A 22,590-nucleotide genomic window follows, 5' to 3' on the forward strand; every position below is an offset into this window, starting at 1 on the left:
TTAAAACTCCTGGGAAAGTTGCAGTTGATGCCAGTCGGGATAACGACGCGGCAAGGTGCTAATAGCCAGTGACGCCACCGAAATCCCCCATTGCAAAGCCGTGGTGAGATCTTGCTGATGCAGCAGGGCGGTGAGAAATCCGGCGTTGAAACTGTCGCCCGCGCCGATGGTATCCACCACCGTGACCGGACGCGCAGGCTGACTTACTGAGTTATCTGCCTGCCAGCAGCGCGCGCCCTGCGGGCCGCATTTCACCACGCAGCCGCCGCGTCCGCTCAGCTGTTGCGCCAGCATTTGCGCGCTGGCGGGCAAGTCGTCTGACGCCGCCAATCCCAGCGTTTCCACTTCATTGAGCAGCAGCCAGTCGCACAGCGGCAGCCAATGCGTGATCTGCTGACGCACTTCGTTTGTCCAGCCCTGCGGCGGCCAGCCGGTATCGACGGCGGTGACAAAGCCGCGCTGCTGTAACTCGGCGAGCAGCGCCGGATAATCGTCATACAGATGCAGACACAAAAAGGTGCCGCACAGCAGCACGATATCGCCGTCAGACGCGGTAGCCGGCAGTTGATCCAGCACATCCTGCGCGGTGAGTTGCACGATATGGCCGAGATTACTCAGGAAAGAGCGTTCGTGATCCGAATGCGTCACGCCAACGGTAAGCGAGGTTTCGCAGCTGTAGCGCGTCCAGTGCGCAGCGCTGTGCGGAAAATGACTCGCCAGCCAGGCGCTCAGGCCATCATTGCCCTGATTGGCGACCGCGCGATGGCGCACCTGCATCGCTTCCAGCGCCAGCGCGCAGTTGCCCGCCGAGCCGCCAGGACGCAGTTCGCTGTGATTCAGCATCACTTCAGTACCGCGCTGCGGCCAGTTATCCAGCGTTCCCATGATCAAATCGACATTAATGTTGCCTACCACATACAGCGTGGCGGTGAGTTTCTGCTCCATCATCCTTTGCTCCCGCCACTGGCAAGGCCGCTAACCAGCGTCTTCTGCAGCCAGATGGCAATAAACAGCGGTGGCACCGACGCCAGAATGCCAACGGCAGCGATTAAGCCATCATCGGTGGCGCGTCCGGCGGTAAATCCGGCAATGGTGACCGGTAAGGTTTGTGCGGCGATATTGCTGGTAAACAGCAGCGCATAGAAAAATTCGTCCCACGCCAGCAGCCAGCCAAACAGTGCGGCGGCCCCCAACACCGGCTTCGCCAGCGGCAGCGTAATGCGTAACAGCACTTGCCAGACGCGCAGGCCGTCGAGCCGCGCCGCCTGCTCAATATCCTGCGGCAGCGTATCGAACTGGTTTTTCAGCATCCAGGTAAGGAACGGCAGAATCAGCGAGCAGTAAACGATGATCAATCCGGGCCGCGTGTTGAGCAGATCGAACTGCTGCAACAGGAAGTAGAGCGGCAACACGAATGCCACCGGCGGCACCATATAGATGGCAAGTGAGGCGAATAGCCAGCCGTCGCGCCCGCGGTAGCGCGAGAAGCTGAACGCCGCTGGAATGGCCAGCAGTAAGCAGATGATTGTCGCGCTGGTGGCGACTAAAAGGCTGTTGCCGAGTGCATGCAGAAACAGCACGCCCGGCTGGCCAGGCTCCAGCGACAGCAGCTTGCCATAGCGGGTGAAATCCCACTGGCGCGGCAGCCACTCCAGCGGTACGCGGGTGAGATCGCTGGCGGCGCTGACGCTCATCAAAAACAGCCAGCCCATCGGCGCTAACACCGAGAACGCCACCAGCAGCGCGGCGGCGTATTTACCGACATGGCGCAATTTAACCTTCATAAGCGCTTCCTTTGCAGCGCTGGCGCCACAGTAACAACATGTAAAGCGTGATCAGCACCGCGCACAGTAAGGTCATCAACATCGCGTAGGCCGCGCCGCTGCCGGCCCGCAGGTAGCTAAACGACTCCTGATACACGTAAAAACTCAGGGTTTTGGTGCTATCGACCGGACCGCCGCGCGTCATTACGTAGATGATGTCGAAGATTTTGAAAGCGTCGATGGTGCGCAGCACCAGCGCCACGCTGAGCGGGCCAACAATCGCCGGGAAGGTGATAGCACGAAAACGCCGCCACGCCGATGCGCCATCCAATCGTGCGGCTTCAAACAGATCGTCGGGGATCGATTGCAGCGCCGCCAGCACCAGTAAGGTCACCAGCGGATAGTTTTTCCAGATATCGGCGAACATCACCGCGTTGAGCGCCGAATCCGGCGAACCCAGCCAGCTGCGATAGCCATCAATGATCCCTAACTGCGTCAGCAGGGCGTTGATGCTGCCGTAATCCGGGTTGAAATTCAGACGCCACATCATGGCGTTAACGATGGTCGGCAGCGCCCACGGCAAAATCACCAGCACGCGCAGCACGTTGCGACCGGCGAATTTCTGGTTCAGCAACAGCGCTACCAGCACGCCGATCACGCCTTCAATTGCCACCGACACCACGGTGAAATAGAGCGTGCGCCATAGCGAACTGCGGAAATCCGCATCGGTGATGGCGAACAGATAATTTTCAAAGCCAATCCAGCCCGGCGCTTCACCGCTGCCGATCAGGGCGGCATCGGTGAAACTCAGCCAGATGGTGCGTAACAGCGGCCATGCGGTGAGCAACATCATCACCAACAACATGGGTGCCAGCAGCACCCATGCCTGCCATTGTTCGCGTTGACGCAAACTCAGCATTGTTGCCCCTTAGCGCAGACGCGCCGCACTCTTATCTACCGCTTGCAGCGCGGCATCTGGCGTTGCGCTGCCCACCAGCACCTGCTGCAACTGCTGCTGCAGCGTGTTGGAGAGACGCGAATAGTCAGCCGTTTCCGGACGCGACAGCATCACGTTAAGCGACTTATCCGCCGCCGCGATCAGGCTTTCCTGGTTTTTCAGCACCGCCGGATCCTGATACGAGCTTTTCCAGATCGGCAGACTCAGCGTGGCGTATTGGTTCTGTACCGGCTGTGAAGTCATGTAGCGAATGTATTGCCATGCCTGATCCGCATGCGTGCTGCCTTTAGTGATGCCAAGGCCCATCGAACCGTTTACCGCACCGAATTTGCCCGGCGCATCGCCTGGCGCGGGAACGATGCCCACCTGGCCGGCGACCTTACTTTGTTTAGGATCGTTGGCCATGTTGTACATGTAGGTCCAGTTGAGCGCGAAAGCTGCATCGCCATTGGAGAAGGCTTTACGCACATCCTCTTCCAGATATTCGCGTGAAGCCGGATTGCTCAAGCCTTCATCCAGCGAGCTTTTCATCAGCTTCACCGCTTGCAGCGAGGCCGGGGAGGAGAAATCGAGTTTGTCGTTGTTATAGAACTTGCCACCGAAACCTGATACCAGCGTGGTGTAATCGCACACCAGCGCTTCCGCCTGCGACCAGCTCCACACCAGCGGATATTTCACGATGTTTTTCTGCTTGATGATGCGCGCATCATCCATCACCTGCTGCCAGGTTTGCGGCGGGGTGGTGATACCGGCTTTTTCCAGCATCGCTTTGTTGTAATAGAGATATTTGGTATCGAGGATCCACGGCATGCCGAGGGTTTTGCCTTTGAACTCAACGGTGTTCATTGCGCCGGGGAAAATCTGCCCTTTTTCATCAGCGCTGATGCGGCTGCTGACGTCCTGCAACAGATCGAACTTAGTGAATTCTGCCGGCCAGATGGCATCGAACAGCACCACATCGTAGCCGTTACCGCCCGCGCCACGCGCCGCAACAATTTTGTCATGCAGCGCTTCATACGGCACAAACTCAAGATTAACCTGCACCTCTGGGTGCGTTTTCTGAAACGCCTGCGTCATGGCGCGGATATCATTTTCGCTATACGCCGCCTGCGTCATAAACAATGCATTCAACGTGGTTGCCGCTGCCGCGCTGCCTACGCTGGCTAACAGCACCGCTGCAAAACATCCTTTTATGACTGGGTTGAATCGGATTTTCATGGTGTTTTCCGCCTTGATGCAAAAAGAGGGTGTTTTATTAAATCAATTTGATGGATTTAATAACGCGCACAGGTTGTCAGGTTGCTGCGGCTGACATCGGTTAGCTAAAGCAATTGACGTGCCAGGGCATAAATCTCGTTTGCCGCTGGACACTACTTTGCACAGATTTTTGCCGCTGTCAGGTAAACAGATTGTAAAATGTGTGGCCGATCATAGATATTCATGTGGTTTTAAAAAGGAGGACAGTTGTGAAAAGTGCCGATCAGCTTTTTGCCGAATGCATTGTTTAGGTGCAGTTGCGTTGAGGCTTGCTGCATGAAAGCGCATCTCTTAACGGCGAAATGCCGTTATCAGTAGCTGGTTAGGATGAGATTTTCGGCTGATAATACAGCCAAAAGCGGACGTCAAAATGATGACGGCTTAGATAGTTCTGTCACATCAAACATAACACCGCATCTTGAACCTAAGCACCATCTACTGCTGGCGTTCCCTGGTGAAAAACCAGAGTTCACTGTCCTTCCTCCGAACTTAAAGCAACCTGAGCTTTTCCAGAAGCATTCTGCTTATCCTCAAGTGATCCTACCGTATGCTCTCTTCTAACATAATAGTGCTTCACTGAATTGCCGCAGCCCTTCTTTGCGATTGGAAATTAGAGACAGCTTCGAGCGAAAAGAGGATATTCGCAATTTATCGATAAAAGATGCAGGCTTGTAAAACGTTCGCGCATTTATGGTGTAGAAATAAAGCATTCTTTTTATATAGTTGGCTAATGGACTTTCAAAACTCAGTAGGTAATCACATGATCTTAAGTGTCAATCACGTTGGTTTTTCAGTTAAAAATATTGAAGACTCATTATTATTCTGGACTCAGATTCTTGGCGGTAAATTATTACGTGAAGGAAAAATGTCTGGGCCTATAATCGATGAGGTTACAGGTGCAAGGGGAGCTGATGTACGAATGGCTTTGCTTGAACTGGCTGATATTCGAATTGAATTACTTCAATACAATAACATTGAGCAGCCAGAAGAACCTTCAGCGCCCTATATCCCAGGCTACGCTCACCTTGCTTTTATGGTTGAGGATCTTGATACGCTCTTAGGCAAAGTATCGGACTACGGTTGGAAGACGCCGGGTAAACCTCAAACAGTGTCGTCAGGACCCATGCAGGGTACCAGAGTAATATATTTACAAAGTCCTGATGGTCAGACGCTTGAATTGATGGAACGCAGCCAATGAGACCCACATATTATTAGCTGTTATCCTTTAATTAAAACCGTGATGTTTGCAAAGCCCTCTTAGTGAAAAGAGCGGACGACGCCAGACCAATGTCCTCTTTGAGCGAGCAGCGGATGTTACTTCACGTTTAGGGCGGGGCTAGGGGTTTAAGATCTGATTGTTCACTTTGCAATGTTGATAAAAATTTCTTTGCTTTTGTGAATAAGTTTCCGCACATATTGATGTGTAGAACTCCTGTCTGTGCTATCGAGTCAGCCTCGCAACTAAAGTGAACAAATCAGCGATGCTGGTAAACCTCGACTAACCGTTAATGGATGTGACTTTAGCCTGACGGCATGATCACAGCTGTCTGGTTAGATGGATTTAGATGATTAATTGATTTGGTTCTATTTTATCCAGATGGTCTGTACAGACTTAAATTCAATCCATCATAAGTATTTTGATGGGTGGTTTAAAAAATAAAGATAAACATTGTTAATAATTTTATTCTTTTCATAACTAACTCTTCTTTCATACTGATTGGTTTCACTGCATTTCTATTTGCGTATTAATAATGACATAGTGGAATATTGTCGTAAATTAGTCACAGAGCTATGATCGGAAAAAGATATATATATTTTATGATTGGATTTAATTTAGATTGATTTATAACCAATTTGGTTAATTTAACTGAATTGATTGCCTCGGGTAGAGATTTATATGTTAGCGGAATTCAAAAGCCCCGAAAACAGTGTGTTTTTTAAGCGTTGTAAGTCAAATTCGATGTTATTTATACAAATATCATGCACTTATAAGTTTAGTGACATGTAAATTCAATGCAGTTAAAGTAAATGCAATGTAAATATCTGGTTGCAAATTGAGCATTTATGGAATGAATCTACGACAAAAATGGATATCAATTATCTCTTTCTTGGCACTAAACCCTTCACTTTTATTACATGTTTGTGAGGGTGGGGCTAGATCCAAATCCACCTCTGGTGAAAGCTGGTTAAAATTAAAGCGCATTAAGAATGTGAATGGCGATAATAATTTAAATAACTTCCCTCATACTCTTATTAGCTTATGCCTAAGGCATAAAGCCTCTAATCATATGTTGTTTTTGAAAGTCAAAAAATCCATAAATTTACAGATTTTTGATAGACTACTTGAAGCATCGATTTGTATTGATGAATTCAATTTACATTCTGGATTGCACATATATGGAAATCATGAAAAATACTACGCGTTGAAAAAACTCTGGCTCAATTCTGGAGAGATGTACCACAACGCATTGATTACCTTGCTAGAAATGCGAGATGTTAAATCCTACCTAAACAGCAGTGACGATATTGGCATTGGTTGTGATTGTCCTCAAGACGTGCTTTTCATTGAGGCCGATTATGAAGAGTATTTTTATCAATTAGTCGGCATCATCGCTGCGCAAAAATTAACAATGCCGCTTTTGATTGAAAAGGTAATGCAAGGAGCACTACGGCTTGGAATAAAAAATAAAAAAAATTCTGATGATTTATGAAAAAATAAAAAATAATATTGATTATTCAGATGGGTGGATTCAAGAAGAACTCATTCCATTATTAGGTAACAAAATAAAAAATAAAAAATAAGAAAGCTGTTATGCTCGGAGCTTCAATTTATTTAGATGCGCGAGCTGATTATTATGATGCGCTGCTGAATATTACAAATTAATCATCAAAGGGAAAAGTTTTATCTCAACCTAATGGTTGTTCTTGCCCTAATGGGCTTTAAAAATGGAGTAGTGAAGTGATTAATAAAAAGTTCAGCTTAACGAAAGATCAAATTTCTGATTTTCAAGAGAAAGGTTTCCTTTTGTTAAAAGGTTTTTATTCTCCAGAGTTTGTTAGTTATATCAAGTCAACTATTGGTCAGTACATTGATAAACCTACTGATAAGTATCAGACCGGGTTCAGTCGATTAGCTTTTGACATGTACGATGGCGATGAGGTAGTGATTGGTCTGTTGAAAGATCCAGCATTTAAGAAGGCAATGAAAGACCTGACTGGAAGGAATATGTTTTATGCACAAGCATTATCTTTTGAGCTTGAAAAGCTCAAAAATAAAGGCTTTCCATGGCATATCGGTACACAGAGTTTTGGCTACCATCATGCTGAAGATTTTGGATGCACGATCTGGGCTCCTTTAGTTAATATTAATCCAAAAGGGCAACGTGGGGGTATGGCTTACGTACCAAAAAATCGCGTAAACGGTGACTATCTTTACAGTCATATAGATCCCTCCGTGTTCAGTATGCTGCAGCAAAAAATTGACGCGAATGAGAATCCTACTACAGACGATTTCGTTCAGTGGCGTGATGGTCCTCTTAACGATAACGCACAGATGGCTATTCTTAATCACTTTGGAGTAGAGGATGAATTTGAAGTAGGAGATGCGCTTATTTTTGACAAATACGTTATCCATCGAAGCATAATGCTTGGCGAAGGAGAGGTAGATATCCGTGCAGCGTTTGTTATGCGTTTCTTCTGCTCTGAAAGCACATATGATGCCAAACGAGCCAGCGATTTGGAAATCCCAAGAAATTACTTTAAGTATGCAGGTCCAACAAAATTCCACTTGGAAGTAGCTAAGAATGAGGGCGATCGCCTTGTTGACAGCGCTCTATTTGCCGGGCAGGAATACAGAGATCTTTCAATCTAATCGATTAACCGCGGGGGGGATGCCCCCCATTTATGCAGGGCAAGTTTATGTCTCAGATTTACCTTTACATCTTAATTGCCAGCTTAACCATAGCGAGCCCGGGACCGGGTGTATTGCTCACGTTAACGAATACACTTAATTACAGTTTACGTAGTGCCTTAGCTGGAATTATTGGTGTGGCAGCAGGTATGGGTGTGATTTCTATTATTGCAGCTAGCAGCTTGGGAATAATTATAACAACTTCTCAGTTTGCGTTGATTGTGGTCAAAATTGTAGGTGCTGCTTATCTTGCCTATCTGGGCGTTAAGCTGTTTCGTTCTACTCCAAAAAAAATGAGTGAATCTGGAAGTGAGAGTATTTTAATTCTTCCATCAAAATCATCAAGGTTTCGTCAGGGTTTTTTTGTTTCTTTGCTTAATCCAAAACCCATCGTGTTTTTCATGGCGCTATTCCCTCAGTTTATAAACGCTGAAAAGCCTTTTATCAGCCAGTTCTGTATTCTTTCTATGATTTTTTGTGTGTTGGTGGTTATTATCCACTTCATATATGGTGCTTCGGCTAGTTCAGTGAAGAAAAAACTGGCCACTGGTAAAGCCTTTTCATATCTAAATAAGACTGGTGGTAGTGTGTTTATGGTTTTTGCTATTGGCCTAATAGTCTCTGTTATTACACCATATTTTCATTGAGTGCTGGTGTTGAATAAAGGTGGCCAAAGTTGTTGTGGCCGCCTTTACTTTCTGAAGACGTATGTTCTTAAGCAGAGAAGGTGACATTTTTATCCTGGCACGAGAAAACATTATCAAAATACACGTTTGTACAGTGGGTAAGGTTCACCGATGCCCAAGACGAAGCAGCGCTCCAGAATATTTACGTTTTAGGCGTTACTGTCAGCGCGGCATAATTATTTTCATAGTTAATGTGTAAGTATCCTGCATGATTTAGGCATTCAATATCAAATACTCATTAGTGCTTTAACTTCCGCTTTTGGCACAGAAGTGCCTTTGGCGAATATATGTCCACTGTGGGCGAAACCCGATATATGCGGGCAAAAGTGCATGATTAATAGCTTACCCACACGGCAGTATGGGTAAGCACGATCCGCGAATCAGTTGAATACCATTCCGCCGTCGATCAGTAGCGATTGGCCGGTCATGTAGTCGGAATCCGGTCCCGCCAGAAATGCGACGCATGCGGCCACATCTTCCGGTTCAGATAGCCGGCCCAAAGTAATACGTTTTGCAAATTCCTGCGTCCCAAAGCCAACCGGTTTACCCGCCGCTTGTGAAATTTGCCTGTCGATCGATTCCCACATGGGGGTTTTAACAATACCCGGACAGAAGGCATTGACCGTAATGCCTTTAGACGCAAGATCTTTAGCCGCTGTCTGCGTCAGCCCGCGAACGGCAAATTTGCTGGAGCTATAAACTGCCAGCTCCGGATTGCCAACATGTCCTGCCTGAGAGCAGGCATTAATGATTTTGCCACCGTGATTTTCCGCGGAAAAAGCGCTAATCGCCGCCTGCATTCCCCAAATCACACCCTTAACGTTGACGTTATAAACCTTATCAACAATCTCCTCGGTGATATCGGTAATCGGTGTTGATGGCGCAATACCGGCGTTGTTCACAATGACGTTGAAATCACCCAGCGCATGGCGCGCTTCTTCAACGGCGTGAAAAACGTTATCGCGTTGGGTGACATCAACCTGCAGCGCGATAGCCTTTCCTCCTGATGTGACAATCTCATCAGCGACATGCTGCGCCGTTTCAAGATTGAAATCCGCGATGGCTACGGAAAAGCCGTCTTTTGCCAGGCGTAAGGCAATGGCTGCGCCAATGCCCTGTCCGGCGCCGGTTACAAATGCGACTCTGTTTTTCATAATCATATCCTTTCAATTAGAGAATTTGACTCAGGTGTAACTGACTCATCAGTAGCGGGTTATCGCTGTAGTCGACCGGAATTGCGACCACAGCGGGGCCGCTGACATCCATTGCTTTGCGCAATGTTGGCTCAAGTTCTGCCGCACTGTTAACGGAGAAGCCGGCTGCGCCAAAGGCTTCGGCATAGGCTTTAAAATCCACCGGACCGAAACTGACGCCTGAAACTCGCTGATACTTTTTCTCTTCCTGCATGGCGACCATGTTGTAGGCGTTATCAACCCAAATGATGTGCAGGATATTGGCCTTCAGCCTGACGGCAGTTTCCAGTTCCATGCTTGATTGCAAAAATCCGCCGTCCCCGGACACCGATACCACCTTGCGTGAAGGATCAACCAGCCAGGCACCAATAGCCCAAGGTAGGGCGACACCCATGGTCTGTTGACCATTAGAGATCATGATTTGGCGCGCACGGAAGCTATACAGATAGCGCGCTATCCAGATATGAAAGCTTCCCATATCAACGGTAAGGCTGATGTCAGAGTTAATGATGTCTTGCATCGCATGCACGATGCGCAGGGGATGCAGCGCAAATTGATTTAAGCTGGCACCTTGCATCGCCAGTAATTGCCGTTGCTGCTGGCGGTCTTCCAGTACAGCGGCCGCAGCGTGACTTAGCGTTAATGGTGAGAGGATACGGGCGGCAATCTTGCATACGGTCTGCGCAATGTCGCCTACCAGTTCTGCATCGGGCTGGTAGCGGTTATCCGTATCAGCCGGTAGCACATCAATATGTACCAGGATGGCTTTGCCGCTGTTCCACATTGCCGGCTCATACTCAACCGGGCTATAACCGATAGTGATGATCAGGTCCGCCTGCTGTAATAGCCGGTCTCCAGCCTGGTTGTTAAATAATCCAACCCGTCCGGCAAACCTTGAGAAGTGCTCCTGTCTGACTGCGCCTGCAGCCTGGTAAGTACTGGTCACGGGGATCTGGCTTTTTGACAGCAGTTCATGGATTGCGGCGCTATTTTCTGGTTGGCTGGCCATCAGGCCCAGCAGGATAACCGGATTTTTTGCCCGGCTGATTTCCTGGCTGACAGCCTCAATTAGGGCATCGGGGGCCGCGCCCAACTTAACGTGTCCACTGTTTTGCAAAGGGCTGCCGGAAACCGGCTGATCAACAATATCCTGCGGCAGGCTGATAAAGGCACCTCCACCGCGTCCGTTTTCTGCATAACGAAATGCGTTAGAGACACATTCGGTCAGCGCGGAGGGGGCGGTGACCTCAACAGCATATTTCGTTACAGGACGAAACATCGACACGGTATCCAGGCTCTGGTGAACCTGTTTGGCGCTATCCGATCGTTTCACCGCTCCGCCAATAGCCACCACCGGATCGCCTTCGCTGGTGGCGGTTGCCATGCCGGTAACCAGATTCGAGCAGCCTGGTCCGGAGGTCACAAGTGCAACACCGGCATGTCCCGTAAGTCGGCCTACCGCTGCGGCCATAAAGGCAGCATTTGCCTCATGCCTGACAGGGATGAGTTGAATGGGAGAATCCACCAATGAATCAAACACTTTGTCGATTTTGGCTCCGGGGATGCCAAACACGTGGTTTACGCCTTGTGCTTCAAGCTGCGCGACCACGAGATCGGCGCCGCTGTTCCAGTGGGTGTGGGTTTTTAACGTTTTCATATTGCCCCCTATTGTTAGCTTTCGACGGCGCGAATGGCTTCATCAAGATTGTGCGGCGTGAGCTCTGCCTGAAGAAATTCGGTATCCCGGGGAAGATCAATGACAAGCTTATTAATGGAGCCAAAGGTTAGCGTTCCTTCCTTCAGCACATAATCGAGGATGTGCCCACCGCCTTGCCGGTCATCCGTAATAAAGTGCTCGTGATAACCCGCCACGTTGATTCCCTGCATGTACTGCGGCGTACGGAAGCCAATCAGTTCACCCTGCGTCTCTTTAAATGCGAAGGTTGGCTGATCGCCCAGCACTTCCGGCATCGAGCGATAAGGGCGACATTGGCAGGGAACGGTTCGAGTCCGTACGGCATGAAAGCGACCACTGATACGCATGGCACAGAATTGGTTATCTGAAGTGATTTTGCTGTCGATAACCTGATGAACCTCTTCTCGCGTGGCGGTTTCGGTAAAGCGGTGGCGATTTTCAGGTTTGAAAAAAGTCATCACAGCAAACGGCGTTTGTTGCTCGGGCTGGGCAGGATTGGCGCTGCCATCGGAGCGTAACTGATAGACCTTGCTGTCGAAGGCAATGAGTTCTCCATCCAGTTGGTTGAACGTACCCAGTCCAAAATCGCCTTTCTTTAACAGATCGGACACCGTGGTGGATCCGTCATAAACACCGCTCAGCAGCGCGCTCATCAGTGAAGTCTGATAGATAACCTTTTCTGGTGAATCATCATGGAGTTTAAAGACGGTTTCTTTCAGCTGTTCCTCACATGAACAGGCAGATACAAACTTACACATTTGCCACCTCGCAAACCAATAGTTAAGCCGTGTTAATATCATGGTGGGCTTTTTGGCTTACCGAATCCAATAGCGAAACCTGTTAACTTTGAGACGTTTTTGATATGGAACTTCGCCATCTGCGTTATTTTGTTGCTGTCGCCGAGACGCTACATTTCACTCGTGCTGCAGAAATGCTCGGCATTTCTCAGCCACCGCTGAGCCAGCAAATACAGCGGCTGGAACATGAGATTGGGACACCATTACTGAAACGCCTGACGCGCGGCGTTGAACTCACCGAGGCGGGAAGGGCATTCCTAAATGACGCCACTGAGATTGTGCAGCTGGCCGACCATGCGCTTGAGAAAGCCCGTGGTATGGCGCGGGGTATAAGCGGACAGATGTCGCTCGGGTTTGCAAGTTCTGTCGCTTTCGGGGCACCTGTGTTTGACCTTCTTCAGCGTTTTAGAACGCGTTATCCGGCAATGGAACTCATTGCCAGGGAAGAGAATATGGCTTTGCTGATGCAGGATCTGCGGGATGGGTTGCTTGATGCGGCGTTTATTCGTTTGCCGTGTGAAAGCAGCAAAGCGTTCAATTTGAAAGTCATCGCTACCGAAAGAATGATGATTGCGCTACCTGCGGGCCATGCATATAGCTCCCAAGGCACCATTGCATTAGCACAGCTGGTGAACGAAACATTGATTATGTTTCCGCGCGAAGTCGCTCCCAGCCTGTATGAGCTCATCGTCAGCACCTGTCTGCGCGCGGGGTTCACCACAACACGATTTATTCAGGCTCCCCAAATCACCTCGTCTCTCGGCATGGTCGGAGCAGGTTGTGGCATCGCGTTGGTACCAGAGTCCATGTGCTGTGTGAACAACCCGCATGTTACGTTTTGCGAAATAGAGAATAACTCCCTGTTTACCGATATCGCCTTTGCCTGGCGGCGTAACAATCCCTCCAGGACGGTGATGCATCTACTCAGTTTGATTAGCCAGTGATACGGCTAACTCTGTGACATTGATGCAGTGCCTGACCATCGAAATGAGATACTCAGTCTCTTTTGTGCAAAACGCGTGAGGCCATCGCAGTGCTTGATCTTTATCGAATGACACGGACAACGCAGCTTACTTTTTTTGGTGCGACACCAGTGCAAAGTAAGGATGTTGATCAGCCAGCAACAATAACAATTCATATTCGCCCTGGCTGAGCTGCCCTGGATTCTTCGCAGACTCTTTCGACTGCCAAACACGCAGGCTAAGATCGAAACGCTCAGCGGCACTCTGTTGTGAAAGGCCAGCGGCAAGCCTGAGATCACGGATATTATGCTGTACGGCCACGGGCCGCTCTAAAAGTTGATTTCTCAAAGAAAACTCCTTAAATACGGGATGGAGTGAATTTGGGTGTATCGCTCACCCGCCTCTAAACATCACGTTAACTTGACCTGGATGCAGTGTTTTAATTTTCTCATTTATCAGAGGCTTATTAAGAAGAAATGAAAATAATTATTTTTTAGTTTAATGAAATAGATATTGTTAACACATGTCAGAATATATCGCTGGCCTCGCCAGGATTACTCTCCTTTTTTATCCCCACCTCAACAGCAGGAATATTCCTCTATTTTATCCAGGATGATTGTTCAATATAGGGAATGTATTGCGCTGGCAAGCGTCACGCCGGGCGTTCCTACATAAAACAAAAAGGATAAAAATAATGAAAAACCGTGAATACATTCAGCGGCGTATTCCCGCAGACCTCAGTCAGGTAGAGATACGCGAGCAGTGGCAAATCACGTTCTGGACTCTAAAGTTAGGCACCACACAAGACCGACTGAGTCAGGCCCTGCGCGAAGTCGGGCCAGATCTGGAGAGCGTGCGCGCGTGGCTTGAGACAACCCCCACTTCTCGCCCAAAACGTTAGTGCCGGTCAACCGTAAACCACCCCCGTGAGGGTGGCGAGCGGACCTTGTGGTAGCGAAGTGCTGCTTATACATGCCCGCGATAACTTGCGGCGCGTCGTAAACCTGCCCAACAAAAGCGTGTGTGCATAAGGTTTTCCCCGGTGTTGTCACTATAAATAAGAATTTTTATCATTTATATATATTGCGTGCTTTATAATAGCGCGCTATTTATGTAGCTTTTTTATTGTGACAGTTAGCTGGAAAAAGTAAAACGTTTGCACGATGAAATAAATGTATCGTCATTAGATAATTATTTCGTTAAAGAAAGTACAAATGGCTGCTTTCCCGACGGGACACTCTTTATGTTCCAGAATAATCATTCAGGCACGCCTTCCCTAAGCGGCAATACACTTCCACTGAGTAGATAAATTGAAATTCCGGTCGTTGCTCTTGGCTAGCCAGATAAAGGAATGAATTTAAAAAGTAACCAATTGATAACCAGCGCGGGAGATCTGTTTTTTTTTGCTACCTTCAAACTATCCATAACACCAGTGGATGAAGGGATATTCAGGCTCAGGTAACACCTGCACATATCGCTGTTACGTTAAGCAACCTCCGCAGGGGCTGCAGCATCATAAATTACATTCACGTGAGCCGAGTTTGTATGAGCAAAAAAAATCATCGCACAGTACCAGGTGTACACCCCTATGATGGCCCGGCAGGCGGCTGGGGAGCACTTAAGGCAACCGCAATAGCTGTTAAAAACCAAATGGATACCTTAAAAGCGCCGCCTACGCTGATGCGCACTAATCAGCCCGATGGGTTTGATTGCCCCGGATGTGCCTGGCCGGATAAGGATCATGGCTCAACCTTCCAGTTCTGTGAAAATGGCGCTAAGGCGGTCACATGGGAAGCGACCACCAAGCGCGTTACGCCGGCATTTCTTGCCGAAAACACTATCACGTCGCTGCTACAGCGTTCCGATTATGAGCTGGAGGGATACGGCAGGTTAACCACGCCGCTGCGCTATGATGCAGCAAGCGACACCTTCATCGAAGTGAGCTGGGAAGAGGCTTTTACGCGTATTGCCAATAAGTTAGCTGCACTGCCGCCAGATGAGGTTGAGTTCTATACCTCCGGTCGCGCATCAAACGAGGCGGCCTATTTGTTTCAGCTTTTTGCCCGGGAGTATGGCACTAACAATTTTCCTGATTGTTCAAATATGTGCCACGAGGCAACCAGCGTAGGTTTGCCTCAGTCGATTGGGATCGGTAAGGGCACCGTATCTCTGGACGATTTCGATAGTGCAGAGCTTATTCTCTCAATGGGTCATAACCCAGGGACCAATCATCCTCGCATGATGGGAACGCTGCACGAGCTGGCGCGCCGTGACGTACCGATTATCGTGTTTAATCCGCTGCGCGAACGCGCGCTTGAGCGTTTTGCCGACCCGCAGAATGTCATGGAGATGGCGACCAACAGCTCAACCGATATCGCGTCAACGTATTATTTGGTCCGTGCCGGTGGCGATTCGGCTGCGCTTAAGGGTATCGCCAAAGCGGTGCTGGCGATTGAGGCTGAAACCGGTACGGCACTGGATCATGCCTTTATCCGCGAGCATACAGAAGGGTTTGAGCGCTTCGCGGCGGACATCGAAGCCACATCCTGGGCATTAATCGAGCAAGACTCTGGCCTGAAGCAGGCAGATCTCAGGCGCGTCGCTGAAGCTTACGTCAAATCGAATGCCACTATCCTGACGTATGGTATGGGCATTACACAGCACAACCGCGGTACGGATAATGTGCGCCTGTTGGTCAATCTGCTGCTAATGCGAGGCAATATAGGTAAACCCGGCGCAGGCGTTTGTCCGTTACGAGGCCACTCCAACGTGCAGGGTAACCGTACCGTGGGGATCACTGAGAAACCGTCGTCCGATTTTCTCAATAAGCTGGAAAACGTGTTTGGATTTACACCACCGTCGCATCATGGTCATGATGCGGTGCAGGCGATGAAAGCGATAGTCGATAAGCAGTCGAAGGCGCTCATTTGCCTCGGAGGAAATTTTGCCGTGGCGCTGCCCGATTCAGACGTGACCTTTCCGGCGATGCGTGAACTTGAACTCAGTGTTCACATCGCGACCAAGTTGAACCGTACTCATCTTCTGACCGGGAAAGAGACACTACTGCTGCCGTGCCTTGGCCGTACCGAACTGGATGAGCAGTCTGGCAATCGCCAGTCGGTCACTGTTGAAGATTCCATGTCGATGGTGCACGCCTCTTCCGGAAAGTTGAAGCCAGCGTCGCCGCTGCTGCGTTCTGAACCGGCCATTGTTGCCGGGATGGCCAGCGCGGCTCTGCCGAGAACGCGGGTTAACTGGAATGAGTTGATAGCCGATTACGATCTCATCCGCGACCTGATCGAAAAAACCATACCCGGATTCGATGATTACAATGCCCGTATTCGCCAACCCGGTGGTTTTCAGATGCCACTGCCGCCGCGGGATCGCATCTGGCCGACCCCGAGCGGTAAAGCGATGTTTTCGCTTTATCAAGGCACGCATGAAGACTTGACGGTGCCGGGCGACGACGTGCTACGTCTGATTACGCTTCGCAGTCACGATCAATACAACACGACGATTTACGCCATGGATGATCGCTACCGCGGAGTATTTGGCCGCCGTGACGTCCTGTTTATGTGTGACTTTGATCTGGAACGTCTGGGGCTTGAGCACGGGGATGTTGTGGATCTGGAGTCAGCAGTGCCGGGATACCGTATGCGTCTGGAATCCATGACGGTGATTCGCTATGCCATTTCACAAGGATCGATTGGAGCCTATTATCCGGAGGCTAACGTCCTGATCCCGCTGGATTACATCGACAAGGAGAGCGGTACGCCATCGTATAAATCTGCGCCGGTACGTATCACGCTGCGGTCACGCGACGTTGTCACTCCGCAGGCTGTTGAATCCCATTAAAGTGAAAATAAGGCAGGCTTGCCTGCCTTCTGATTGCCACAACCGTGGCAAAAGAGGCGCCAGTTTGCAATGTCTTGAGGTCTGCTATGAGCGAGGAGCTGAGCCCTCATCGTAAGGACTGCAATTGTTTGCGGGAACGGGGGCACTCCAGAATGTGAACAAGCCGGTATGACATGGAGGGGACAGCAACTTATAAAAGGAGGAATAATTGTTTGACAGTGCAGCCTACCTACTAGTAGATTTATCGAGCGTCTTACATGACTTCTGAATGTCATCCAGTTATTAAAAGCAAAATCTTAATGATTACGCCGGATGAACAGTGAACTAAATTCTGCAATGTTGAGTGTTTTCATGAATAAACCTTTTCTTTCTGTCGGTCATAAAATAGTGCGCCTGGCGATAATAATTGTGATCCCATTACTGGTGATCGCCTTGTTCGTGTGGGCGGGCGGGTGGCTGGATACTGGCAGGCTGACATCGAATAAGCTGATTACTGCCTTAGAAAAACCTAATGGCAATCACCCGGGTTATCGCCGTAATCATGCAAAGGGCGTCTGTATACTGGGGGATTTTTCTGCCAACGGTAACGCCAGCGCCTTGTCACGTGCGGCACTGTTTGCCTCAGGCGTTACGCCTGTGGTGGGCCGTTTAGCTATCGCAGGCGGAAATCCCAATGCGCCTGATTATGCAGTGCCTATACGCAGTATGGCGCTGGCTTTCTATCAGAAAAATGGTGAACAGTGGCGCACAGGCATGAATGCAATGCCTTTTTTTCCGGTACAAAGCGTGCAGGGCTTCTATGACCTGCAAACCGCCACGCTACCAGATGCAAAAACCGGTAAACCTGATCCAGCCAGAATGCAGGCTTTTGTACGACAGCATCCAGAGATCAAACCTTTCTTTGCCTGGGCAAAGCAATATGTTCCCTCTTCCAGCTGGGTCCGCGATCAATTTAACAGTTTGAATGCCTTTAATTTCATTGATAAAGAGGGCCATTCCCACCTGGTGCGCTGGAGTATGGTGCCGCACGCTGATTATCAGGCGATGGATGAAAATGAGAAAAACGACGCCAATTTCTTGCAGCGTGATTTACAGCAGCGGCTAGCGAACGGGCCCCAGAAATGGGATCTGATGGTTACAGTGGCGGGCTCTGGTGATAAAGGCAATGACGCATCGATTGGCTGGCCTGCCGATCGTCAGGTGATCAATGCCGGAACGCTGACAATTAATAAGACAACGGCACAACAGCAGGGCGTTTGTAACGACATTAACTATGACCCGCTGATTTTACCTGAGGGTATTACGGCTTCGGATGACCCGCTTCTTAATGCCCGCTCATCCGCTTACGCTAAATCCTATAATGCACGCACTCATGAACAGGCCGGAGCCCACTGATGAAACATAACAACACTTTTCACCCGGCACTGCGCGTACTTCACTGGGTGATGGCTGCGGCTATTATGGCCATGTTATTTATTGGTGTCGCAATGGTGTCCACGGTTTCATCATTGCACGGCCTGCTGGTTGCGATTCATAAGCCGCTGGGTTTGATGATTTTAATGCTGGTCATTGTGCGGCTTTGGCTGAGATTCAGCACTGCTAAGCCAGCACTTCCAGCCACGCTGCCTGCCTGGCAGAAATTCTTAGCGCATCTGTCTCATTGGGCACTGTATGCCATGATGCTGGCTCAGCCCCTGATCGGTTGGGCGATGCTGTCGGCGGCGGGGTATCCCGTCACACTGGGTCATGTTGTGCTGCCGCCCATTGTTCCGATCAGCAACAACGCTTATGCCATTTTACGTCCACTTCACAGCCTGGTAGCAATGGCGCTTTTCATCACTGTTATGTTGCATCTTGCCGCAGCTTTGTACCACGTTTTGATTCTGCGCGACGGCGTATTTAGCAGTATGGCGGGTGCCTATAAACGCAAACGCTTGACGCGCGGTGCGCTTGACAATCCGACTGACGCTGAGTAGGTTCGTGGCCGTTTATCGATTTGCAGTTATTTTACCGTTGCTGCTGGAGCAAGCATGAGTACAGAACGTTCACAGAAAGCCGAAGAGATTATGCACCACACCAGAATTCTGCTGACAGCGGGCGGTTATAACAGCTTCAGTTATGCTGATTTAGCCGAGCGGGTGCAGATTCGTAAGTCGAGTATTCACCACCATTTCCCTGGCAAAGCGGATCTGGTTCAGGCAGTCGTGAGTGATTATCGACAGCAGGCACAAGCAGGAATGGCGGCAACCAGCCAGCATTTCTCCGGTGATGCATTAGGTGAAATTAACAGCTACGTGAATTTCTGGGCGACCTGCATACGTGAGAACAATTCTCCTTTCTGCATTTGCGTGATGCTGGCTGTTGAATTAACGATTTTACCTAAAGAAGTGGCTAAGGAAGTCAGTGGGCATTTCAACGATCTCACTAACTGGCTCACTGATGTACTGAGCAGAGGTGAAAAAAATGGCGTTTTTATTCTGCGGGAAAGTGCAGCCATAGAGGCCAAATCGCTAATGGCTACGGTGCATGGTGCAATTATATCTTCGCGTGCCTTTAATAACGCTGATGTATTTCAGCAAATTGTCGAGCCAGTGATTAAAAGATTAACGAAAACCAGCTGAAGTAACTCAGACAATAAAACGTTACTAGCCGAACTCTTCACGTGTTCGGCTACTCGGGCTGAAATAGTTGATGAGCAGCCTTTATGTCGGTTAGATATTTGACTGGAATTCGTGACTATTTCGTGACGTTGAATGAAATATCCGGGTGATAGAAAGAATAACTGCACGTGGCATTGTAGTAATTCAACCTACCTTCTAGTAGGTTTATGGCGCAGTGTTTGTTCGTACCGACGTAAGCATGATTTGGAGGAAGTGATATAGCCAGCGAGGACTTTAATTGAGGCTATTTCAATGTGACTTTACTTTGATGGAGAAATTATTAATGAACACTATCCGTGCTTTGCATTCAATGCCGGGCCTGGCAGCATTAAACATCGAAAGAATGAATTCCCGATCTTCTGTTACCACTGCGTCAGGTTTTCAGCCCTTTTTACAGACTCAGCTCAAACTTTCCGGGAATTCTGGATTGAATGAGCCAGCCGTATTAAAGCAATCGATCAGTATGCCACCTCACCTGGCAGACATCGACTCGCTGGTTGCTCAACTACTCGCTAGCAGGAAGATGTTATTACAGCCATTCAGGTCAGTTTCTTTTTCAGGAAAACAGTATTGTGAACACCTTAGACAACGTAGCGTAACTGGCGGTTTTTGCAGGGAGATAGCTGACGTCATTAAGACGGAATATGTTCCTGAATCCGTTTCTGGTTCGTGTGTGATAATGAACAAAAAACATCCTGAAGTACGCAGGGATTCCTGCAATTATTCACTAAATACCGATTTCAAATATGAATGTCAGCAAACGATCCCGGTTGCTGTGATGGCGCCTTTAACCTACTTTTTTATCGGAGTTTTTCCTGATTTAGTCCAGATCTCTGTGTCAGGTTACATAAAGCAGCCCTTGCGTATACGCAGACTGCGTAGGTTAGACAGAACAGGTTACCGCCAGAATGCTTGCGACCTAAACCTATATCGTTAATCCAAGACTGTATAAAAAATTAAGATTAATTTTTTGACACAGTGTCGTCTTTTTTATCGAACAACCATTTTTATACGCTCTGTTTTTCCTTAAAAGTTGGTTGTTATAAGTTTTACACATTTTCTTAATCCTGCGACTGAATAATTGCCGACTCTAATTCGGCCATCATTCGTCTGGAATATTCTGTGAAGTCCAACCTATTTCGGAGAATCATCATGAAATCCAATTTCGCTACATCTACCTACATTCAAAATCAATGGCTTCAATCTTATTATTACATCCGTGCTGCGGGTTCAATTATCTGGATTGCACTTGCGCTATTCATTGGCAAACATAATCCCACAGTTGGTGGCATTCTGCTTGTTTTGTATCCTACATGGGACGCATTCGCCAATTATCTTGATGCAAGACAGTCAGGGGGCTTAGCACTAAACCCACCCCAAAAATTCAACTTTATTGTTAGTCTGGTGGTCGCAGCAGCTATTATCTGGGCTCTTTCTGTCAGCATGAATACAACCATTAAAGTCTTTGGAATATGGGCGATTTTTTCTGGTGTACTGCAGCTTTCTGCTTCCATCCGTCGCTGGAAAAATTCAAATGGACAATGGGCTATGGTCTTGAGTGGAGCGCAATCTGCGTTGGCGGGTGTGTTTATGTTTAAACAGGCGAGTAGTAATGCTGCTCTGGATGTCACCACGGTTGCACCCTACGCCGCTTTTGGTGTTCTCTATTTCCTGATTTCAGCCATCACGCTGACCATTAAGAATGGGCGTAAAGACAAAGCTGCCTGCTGAGTGTTCAGAAAAATGGTGCGACTGTTAGTATTTAATGGGCGGCTTAGGGCGAACTTGATAACCCGGCATGTAGGATAATCCATCTGGTCGACATTTTGATTATTATCAATTCGTCGTAAGTTAGCCCATGTCTTTGCTCAGATGAGTGTTCGTGAGGAAACGCACAAACATACCTGAAGCGCTTTTGCACGCTGGTTTCACCAGGATGCCCCGCCACGTCAGGCTATTCCTGTTGTGAAGCCAGCATACTATCTGCGATATCCAGCAATGCGCGCAAGCGATCCATATGACGAAGATCCTGATGGTAGCCGACCCAGATGTCTCTTGAAGGCGGAATGTCAGGCATTTCAATACGCTGCAGCCCGGTGGTGGCATCACCCAAAGGCCGTGGCAGCACGGCTACGCCCATCCCCCGCAGACACATCTGCGCCTGAACCGCACGGCTTGTGCTTTTAAAGGCAGGTTTTGACTGCGGGAAATGATCAAGAAGCCATGAGACGTCAGGAAAGTGTGACTGCCCAGTATTCATCAGGATCAGCCCCACCGAAGAGGGGGCTGTGAGCAGTGCCTGTGCATTCTGTGGCGTGCCATAAAGTGCGTAGGGCACACGCATCAAACGGCGCTGAACAATATTCGGATCGGTAAAAGGTACGATGCGAAACGCGATGTCGGCATCACGGCGCGACAGATCGAGCAGGCGGTAACCTGCAATAATTTCCGGCACAATCGCCGGATGACGACGTGTCAATTCACTCAGCACGGGGGCCAGCACATAGTTAGTGAACCATTCTGCTGATGATATTCTCAGTATTCCTTCAAGGCGATCGTGATTGCCTGCCAGACGACGTTCCATGGCAAGCGCGGAATTTTCCATCGCTTCTGCTAGCTTCATGATCCCGTCTCCGGCATCTGTCAGCACCAATCCCTCCGTTGTCCGGCGAAACAGCGCCTGCTGCGCTTCATCCTCAAGCGCCTTGATACGGCGTCCTACTGTAGGATGACTTACGCCCAGACTCAGGGCTGCTTTCCCGAAAGAGCCGTTACGCATGACCGCAAGCAATACCTGAACATCCCCCCAATCCATGCTTCGATTCCACCGTTCAAAAATGAACATCCAATATA

21 protein-coding genes are annotated in these 22,590 nt (G+C 48.9%); 12 read left to right on the forward strand and 9 right to left on the reverse strand.

Annotated features, from left to right (window positions below):
- The 4 genes from ACYAC5_RS20405 to ACYAC5_RS20420 are packed head-to-tail and all read right to left on the reverse strand — an operon-like array spanning position 1 to position 3,939.
- Positions 1-945, reverse strand: coding sequence for a carbohydrate kinase family protein (locus ACYAC5_RS20405; RefSeq protein ID WP_277975351.1), 945 nt, complete (start codon positions 943-945; stop codon positions 1-3).
- The gene (locus ACYAC5_RS20410; RefSeq protein ID WP_462063284.1) at positions 945-1,784 is read right to left on the reverse strand and encodes a carbohydrate ABC transporter permease; all 840 of its coding nucleotides are present in this window, start codon (positions 1,782-1,784) and stop codon (positions 945-947) included. The genes ACYAC5_RS20405 and ACYAC5_RS20410 overlap by 1 nt, the downstream gene beginning before the upstream one ends.
- On the reverse strand, positions 1,774-2,682 hold the full coding sequence (locus tag ACYAC5_RS20415) for a carbohydrate ABC transporter permease (protein ID WP_309837274.1): 909 nt from the start codon (positions 2,680-2,682) through the stop codon (positions 1,774-1,776). The genes ACYAC5_RS20410 and ACYAC5_RS20415 overlap by 11 nt, the downstream gene beginning before the upstream one ends.
- 9 nt (positions 2,683-2,691) lie before the next feature.
- Positions 2,692-3,939 carry an extracellular solute-binding protein gene (locus tag ACYAC5_RS20420; protein WP_277975121.1) on the reverse strand — a complete coding sequence of 416 codons (1,248 nt, stop codon included), beginning with the start codon at positions 3,937-3,939 and terminating at the stop codon, positions 2,692-2,694.
- A gap of 799 nt (positions 3,940-4,738) precedes the next feature.
- On the opposite strand from ACYAC5_RS20420, the gene ACYAC5_RS20425 reads away from it, so the two are divergent.
- The 4 genes from ACYAC5_RS20425 (at position 4,739) to ACYAC5_RS20440 (ending at position 8,535) form a co-directional block, all read left to right on the forward strand.
- Complete coding sequence (locus ACYAC5_RS20425; RefSeq protein WP_137387207.1) at positions 4,739-5,176, forward strand: VOC family protein; 438 nt, start codon at positions 4,739-4,741, stop codon at positions 5,174-5,176.
- An 871-nt stretch (positions 5,177-6,047) separates the two neighbouring features.
- Positions 6,048-6,689, forward strand: coding sequence for a hypothetical protein (locus tag ACYAC5_RS20430; protein WP_222234214.1), 642 nt, complete (start codon positions 6,048-6,050; stop codon positions 6,687-6,689).
- 248 nt (positions 6,690-6,937) lie between these two features.
- The gene (locus tag ACYAC5_RS20435; protein WP_137387209.1) at positions 6,938-7,849 is read left to right on the forward strand and encodes a phytanoyl-CoA dioxygenase family protein; all 912 of its coding nucleotides are present in this window, start codon (positions 6,938-6,940) and stop codon (positions 7,847-7,849) included.
- Positions 7,850-7,896: 47 nt separating this feature from the next.
- On the forward strand, positions 7,897-8,535 hold the full coding sequence (locus tag ACYAC5_RS20440) for a LysE family translocator (RefSeq protein ID WP_210080058.1): 639 nt from the start codon (positions 7,897-7,899) through the stop codon (positions 8,533-8,535).
- A 419-nt stretch (positions 8,536-8,954) separates the two neighbouring features.
- Here ACYAC5_RS20440 and ACYAC5_RS20445 read toward each other — a convergent pair whose 3' ends face one another.
- From ACYAC5_RS20445 to budA, 3 genes are read right to left on the reverse strand one after another with little or no spacing between them, the layout of a single operon-like run.
- The gene (locus tag ACYAC5_RS20445; RefSeq protein WP_192235625.1) at positions 8,955-9,728 is read right to left on the reverse strand and encodes a (S)-acetoin forming diacetyl reductase; all 774 of its coding nucleotides are present in this window, start codon (positions 9,726-9,728) and stop codon (positions 8,955-8,957) included.
- Between the two features lie 16 nt (positions 9,729-9,744).
- Entirely contained in the window at positions 9,745-11,424 is a 1,680-nt protein-coding gene (gene alsS, locus ACYAC5_RS20450; protein ID WP_277975119.1) for an acetolactate synthase AlsS, read from the reverse strand.
- Positions 11,425-11,438: 14 nt separating this feature from the next.
- Positions 11,439-12,221, reverse strand: a complete 783-nt coding sequence (budA, locus tag ACYAC5_RS20455) for an acetolactate decarboxylase (protein WP_277975118.1) — start codon at positions 12,219-12,221, stop codon at positions 11,439-11,441.
- A 104-nt stretch (positions 12,222-12,325) separates the two neighbouring features.
- Between budA and ACYAC5_RS20460 the strand changes: the two genes are divergently transcribed.
- Positions 12,326-13,204: a LysR family transcriptional regulator gene (locus ACYAC5_RS20460; RefSeq protein ID WP_277975117.1), complete on the forward strand. Its 879-nt coding sequence runs from the start codon at positions 12,326-12,328 to the stop codon at positions 13,202-13,204.
- A gap of 126 nt (positions 13,205-13,330) precedes the next feature.
- Here the strand turns inward: ACYAC5_RS20460 and ACYAC5_RS20465 are convergent, their stop codons facing one another.
- Positions 13,331-13,570, reverse strand: coding sequence for a transcriptional regulator (locus ACYAC5_RS20465; protein ID WP_277975116.1), 240 nt, complete (start codon positions 13,568-13,570; stop codon positions 13,331-13,333).
- A 346-nt stretch (positions 13,571-13,916) separates the two neighbouring features.
- Here ACYAC5_RS20465 and ACYAC5_RS20470 point away from each other — a divergent pair, with 346 nt between their 5' ends.
- From ACYAC5_RS20470 to ACYAC5_RS20500, 7 genes are all read left to right on the forward strand, one after another.
- On the forward strand, positions 13,917-14,123 hold the full coding sequence (locus ACYAC5_RS20470) for a DUF3606 domain-containing protein (RefSeq protein WP_277975115.1): 207 nt from the start codon (positions 13,917-13,919) through the stop codon (positions 14,121-14,123).
- A 644-nt stretch (positions 14,124-14,767) separates the two neighbouring features.
- Positions 14,768-17,077, forward strand: a complete 2,310-nt coding sequence (locus tag ACYAC5_RS20475) for an FdhF/YdeP family oxidoreductase (protein WP_277975114.1) — start codon at positions 14,768-14,770, stop codon at positions 17,075-17,077.
- Positions 17,078-17,428: 351 nt separating this feature from the next.
- Complete coding sequence (locus ACYAC5_RS20480; protein WP_277975350.1) at positions 17,429-18,472, forward strand: catalase family peroxidase; 1,044 nt, start codon at positions 17,429-17,431, stop codon at positions 18,470-18,472.
- A complete protein-coding gene (locus ACYAC5_RS20485; RefSeq protein WP_192413382.1) occupies positions 18,472-19,053 on the forward strand; it encodes a cytochrome b in 582 nt (193 codons plus the stop codon). The genes ACYAC5_RS20480 and ACYAC5_RS20485 overlap by 1 nt, the downstream gene beginning before the upstream one ends.
- A gap of 54 nt (positions 19,054-19,107) precedes the next feature.
- On the forward strand, positions 19,108-19,698 hold the full coding sequence (locus ACYAC5_RS20490) for a TetR/AcrR family transcriptional regulator (RefSeq protein ID WP_462063290.1): 591 nt from the start codon (positions 19,108-19,110) through the stop codon (positions 19,696-19,698).
- 322 nt (positions 19,699-20,020) lie between these two features.
- Positions 20,021-20,674 carry a hypothetical protein gene (locus tag ACYAC5_RS20495; protein ID WP_192413380.1) on the forward strand — a complete coding sequence of 218 codons (654 nt, stop codon included), beginning with the start codon at positions 20,021-20,023 and terminating at the stop codon, positions 20,672-20,674.
- 215 nt (positions 20,675-20,889) lie between these two features.
- The gene (locus ACYAC5_RS20500) at positions 20,890-21,468 is read left to right on the forward strand and encodes a DUF308 domain-containing protein (protein WP_192413378.1); all 579 of its coding nucleotides are present in this window, start codon (positions 20,890-20,892) and stop codon (positions 21,466-21,468) included.
- Positions 21,469-21,691: 223 nt separating this feature from the next.
- On the opposite strand, the gene ACYAC5_RS20505 is transcribed toward ACYAC5_RS20500, so the two are convergent.
- Positions 21,692-22,552: a LysR family transcriptional regulator gene (locus tag ACYAC5_RS20505; protein WP_271460547.1), complete on the reverse strand. Its 861-nt coding sequence runs from the start codon at positions 22,550-22,552 to the stop codon at positions 21,692-21,694.
- Positions 22,553-22,590: the final 38 nt, after the last annotated feature.

Source organism: Pantoea sp. y20, assembly GCF_054903455.1.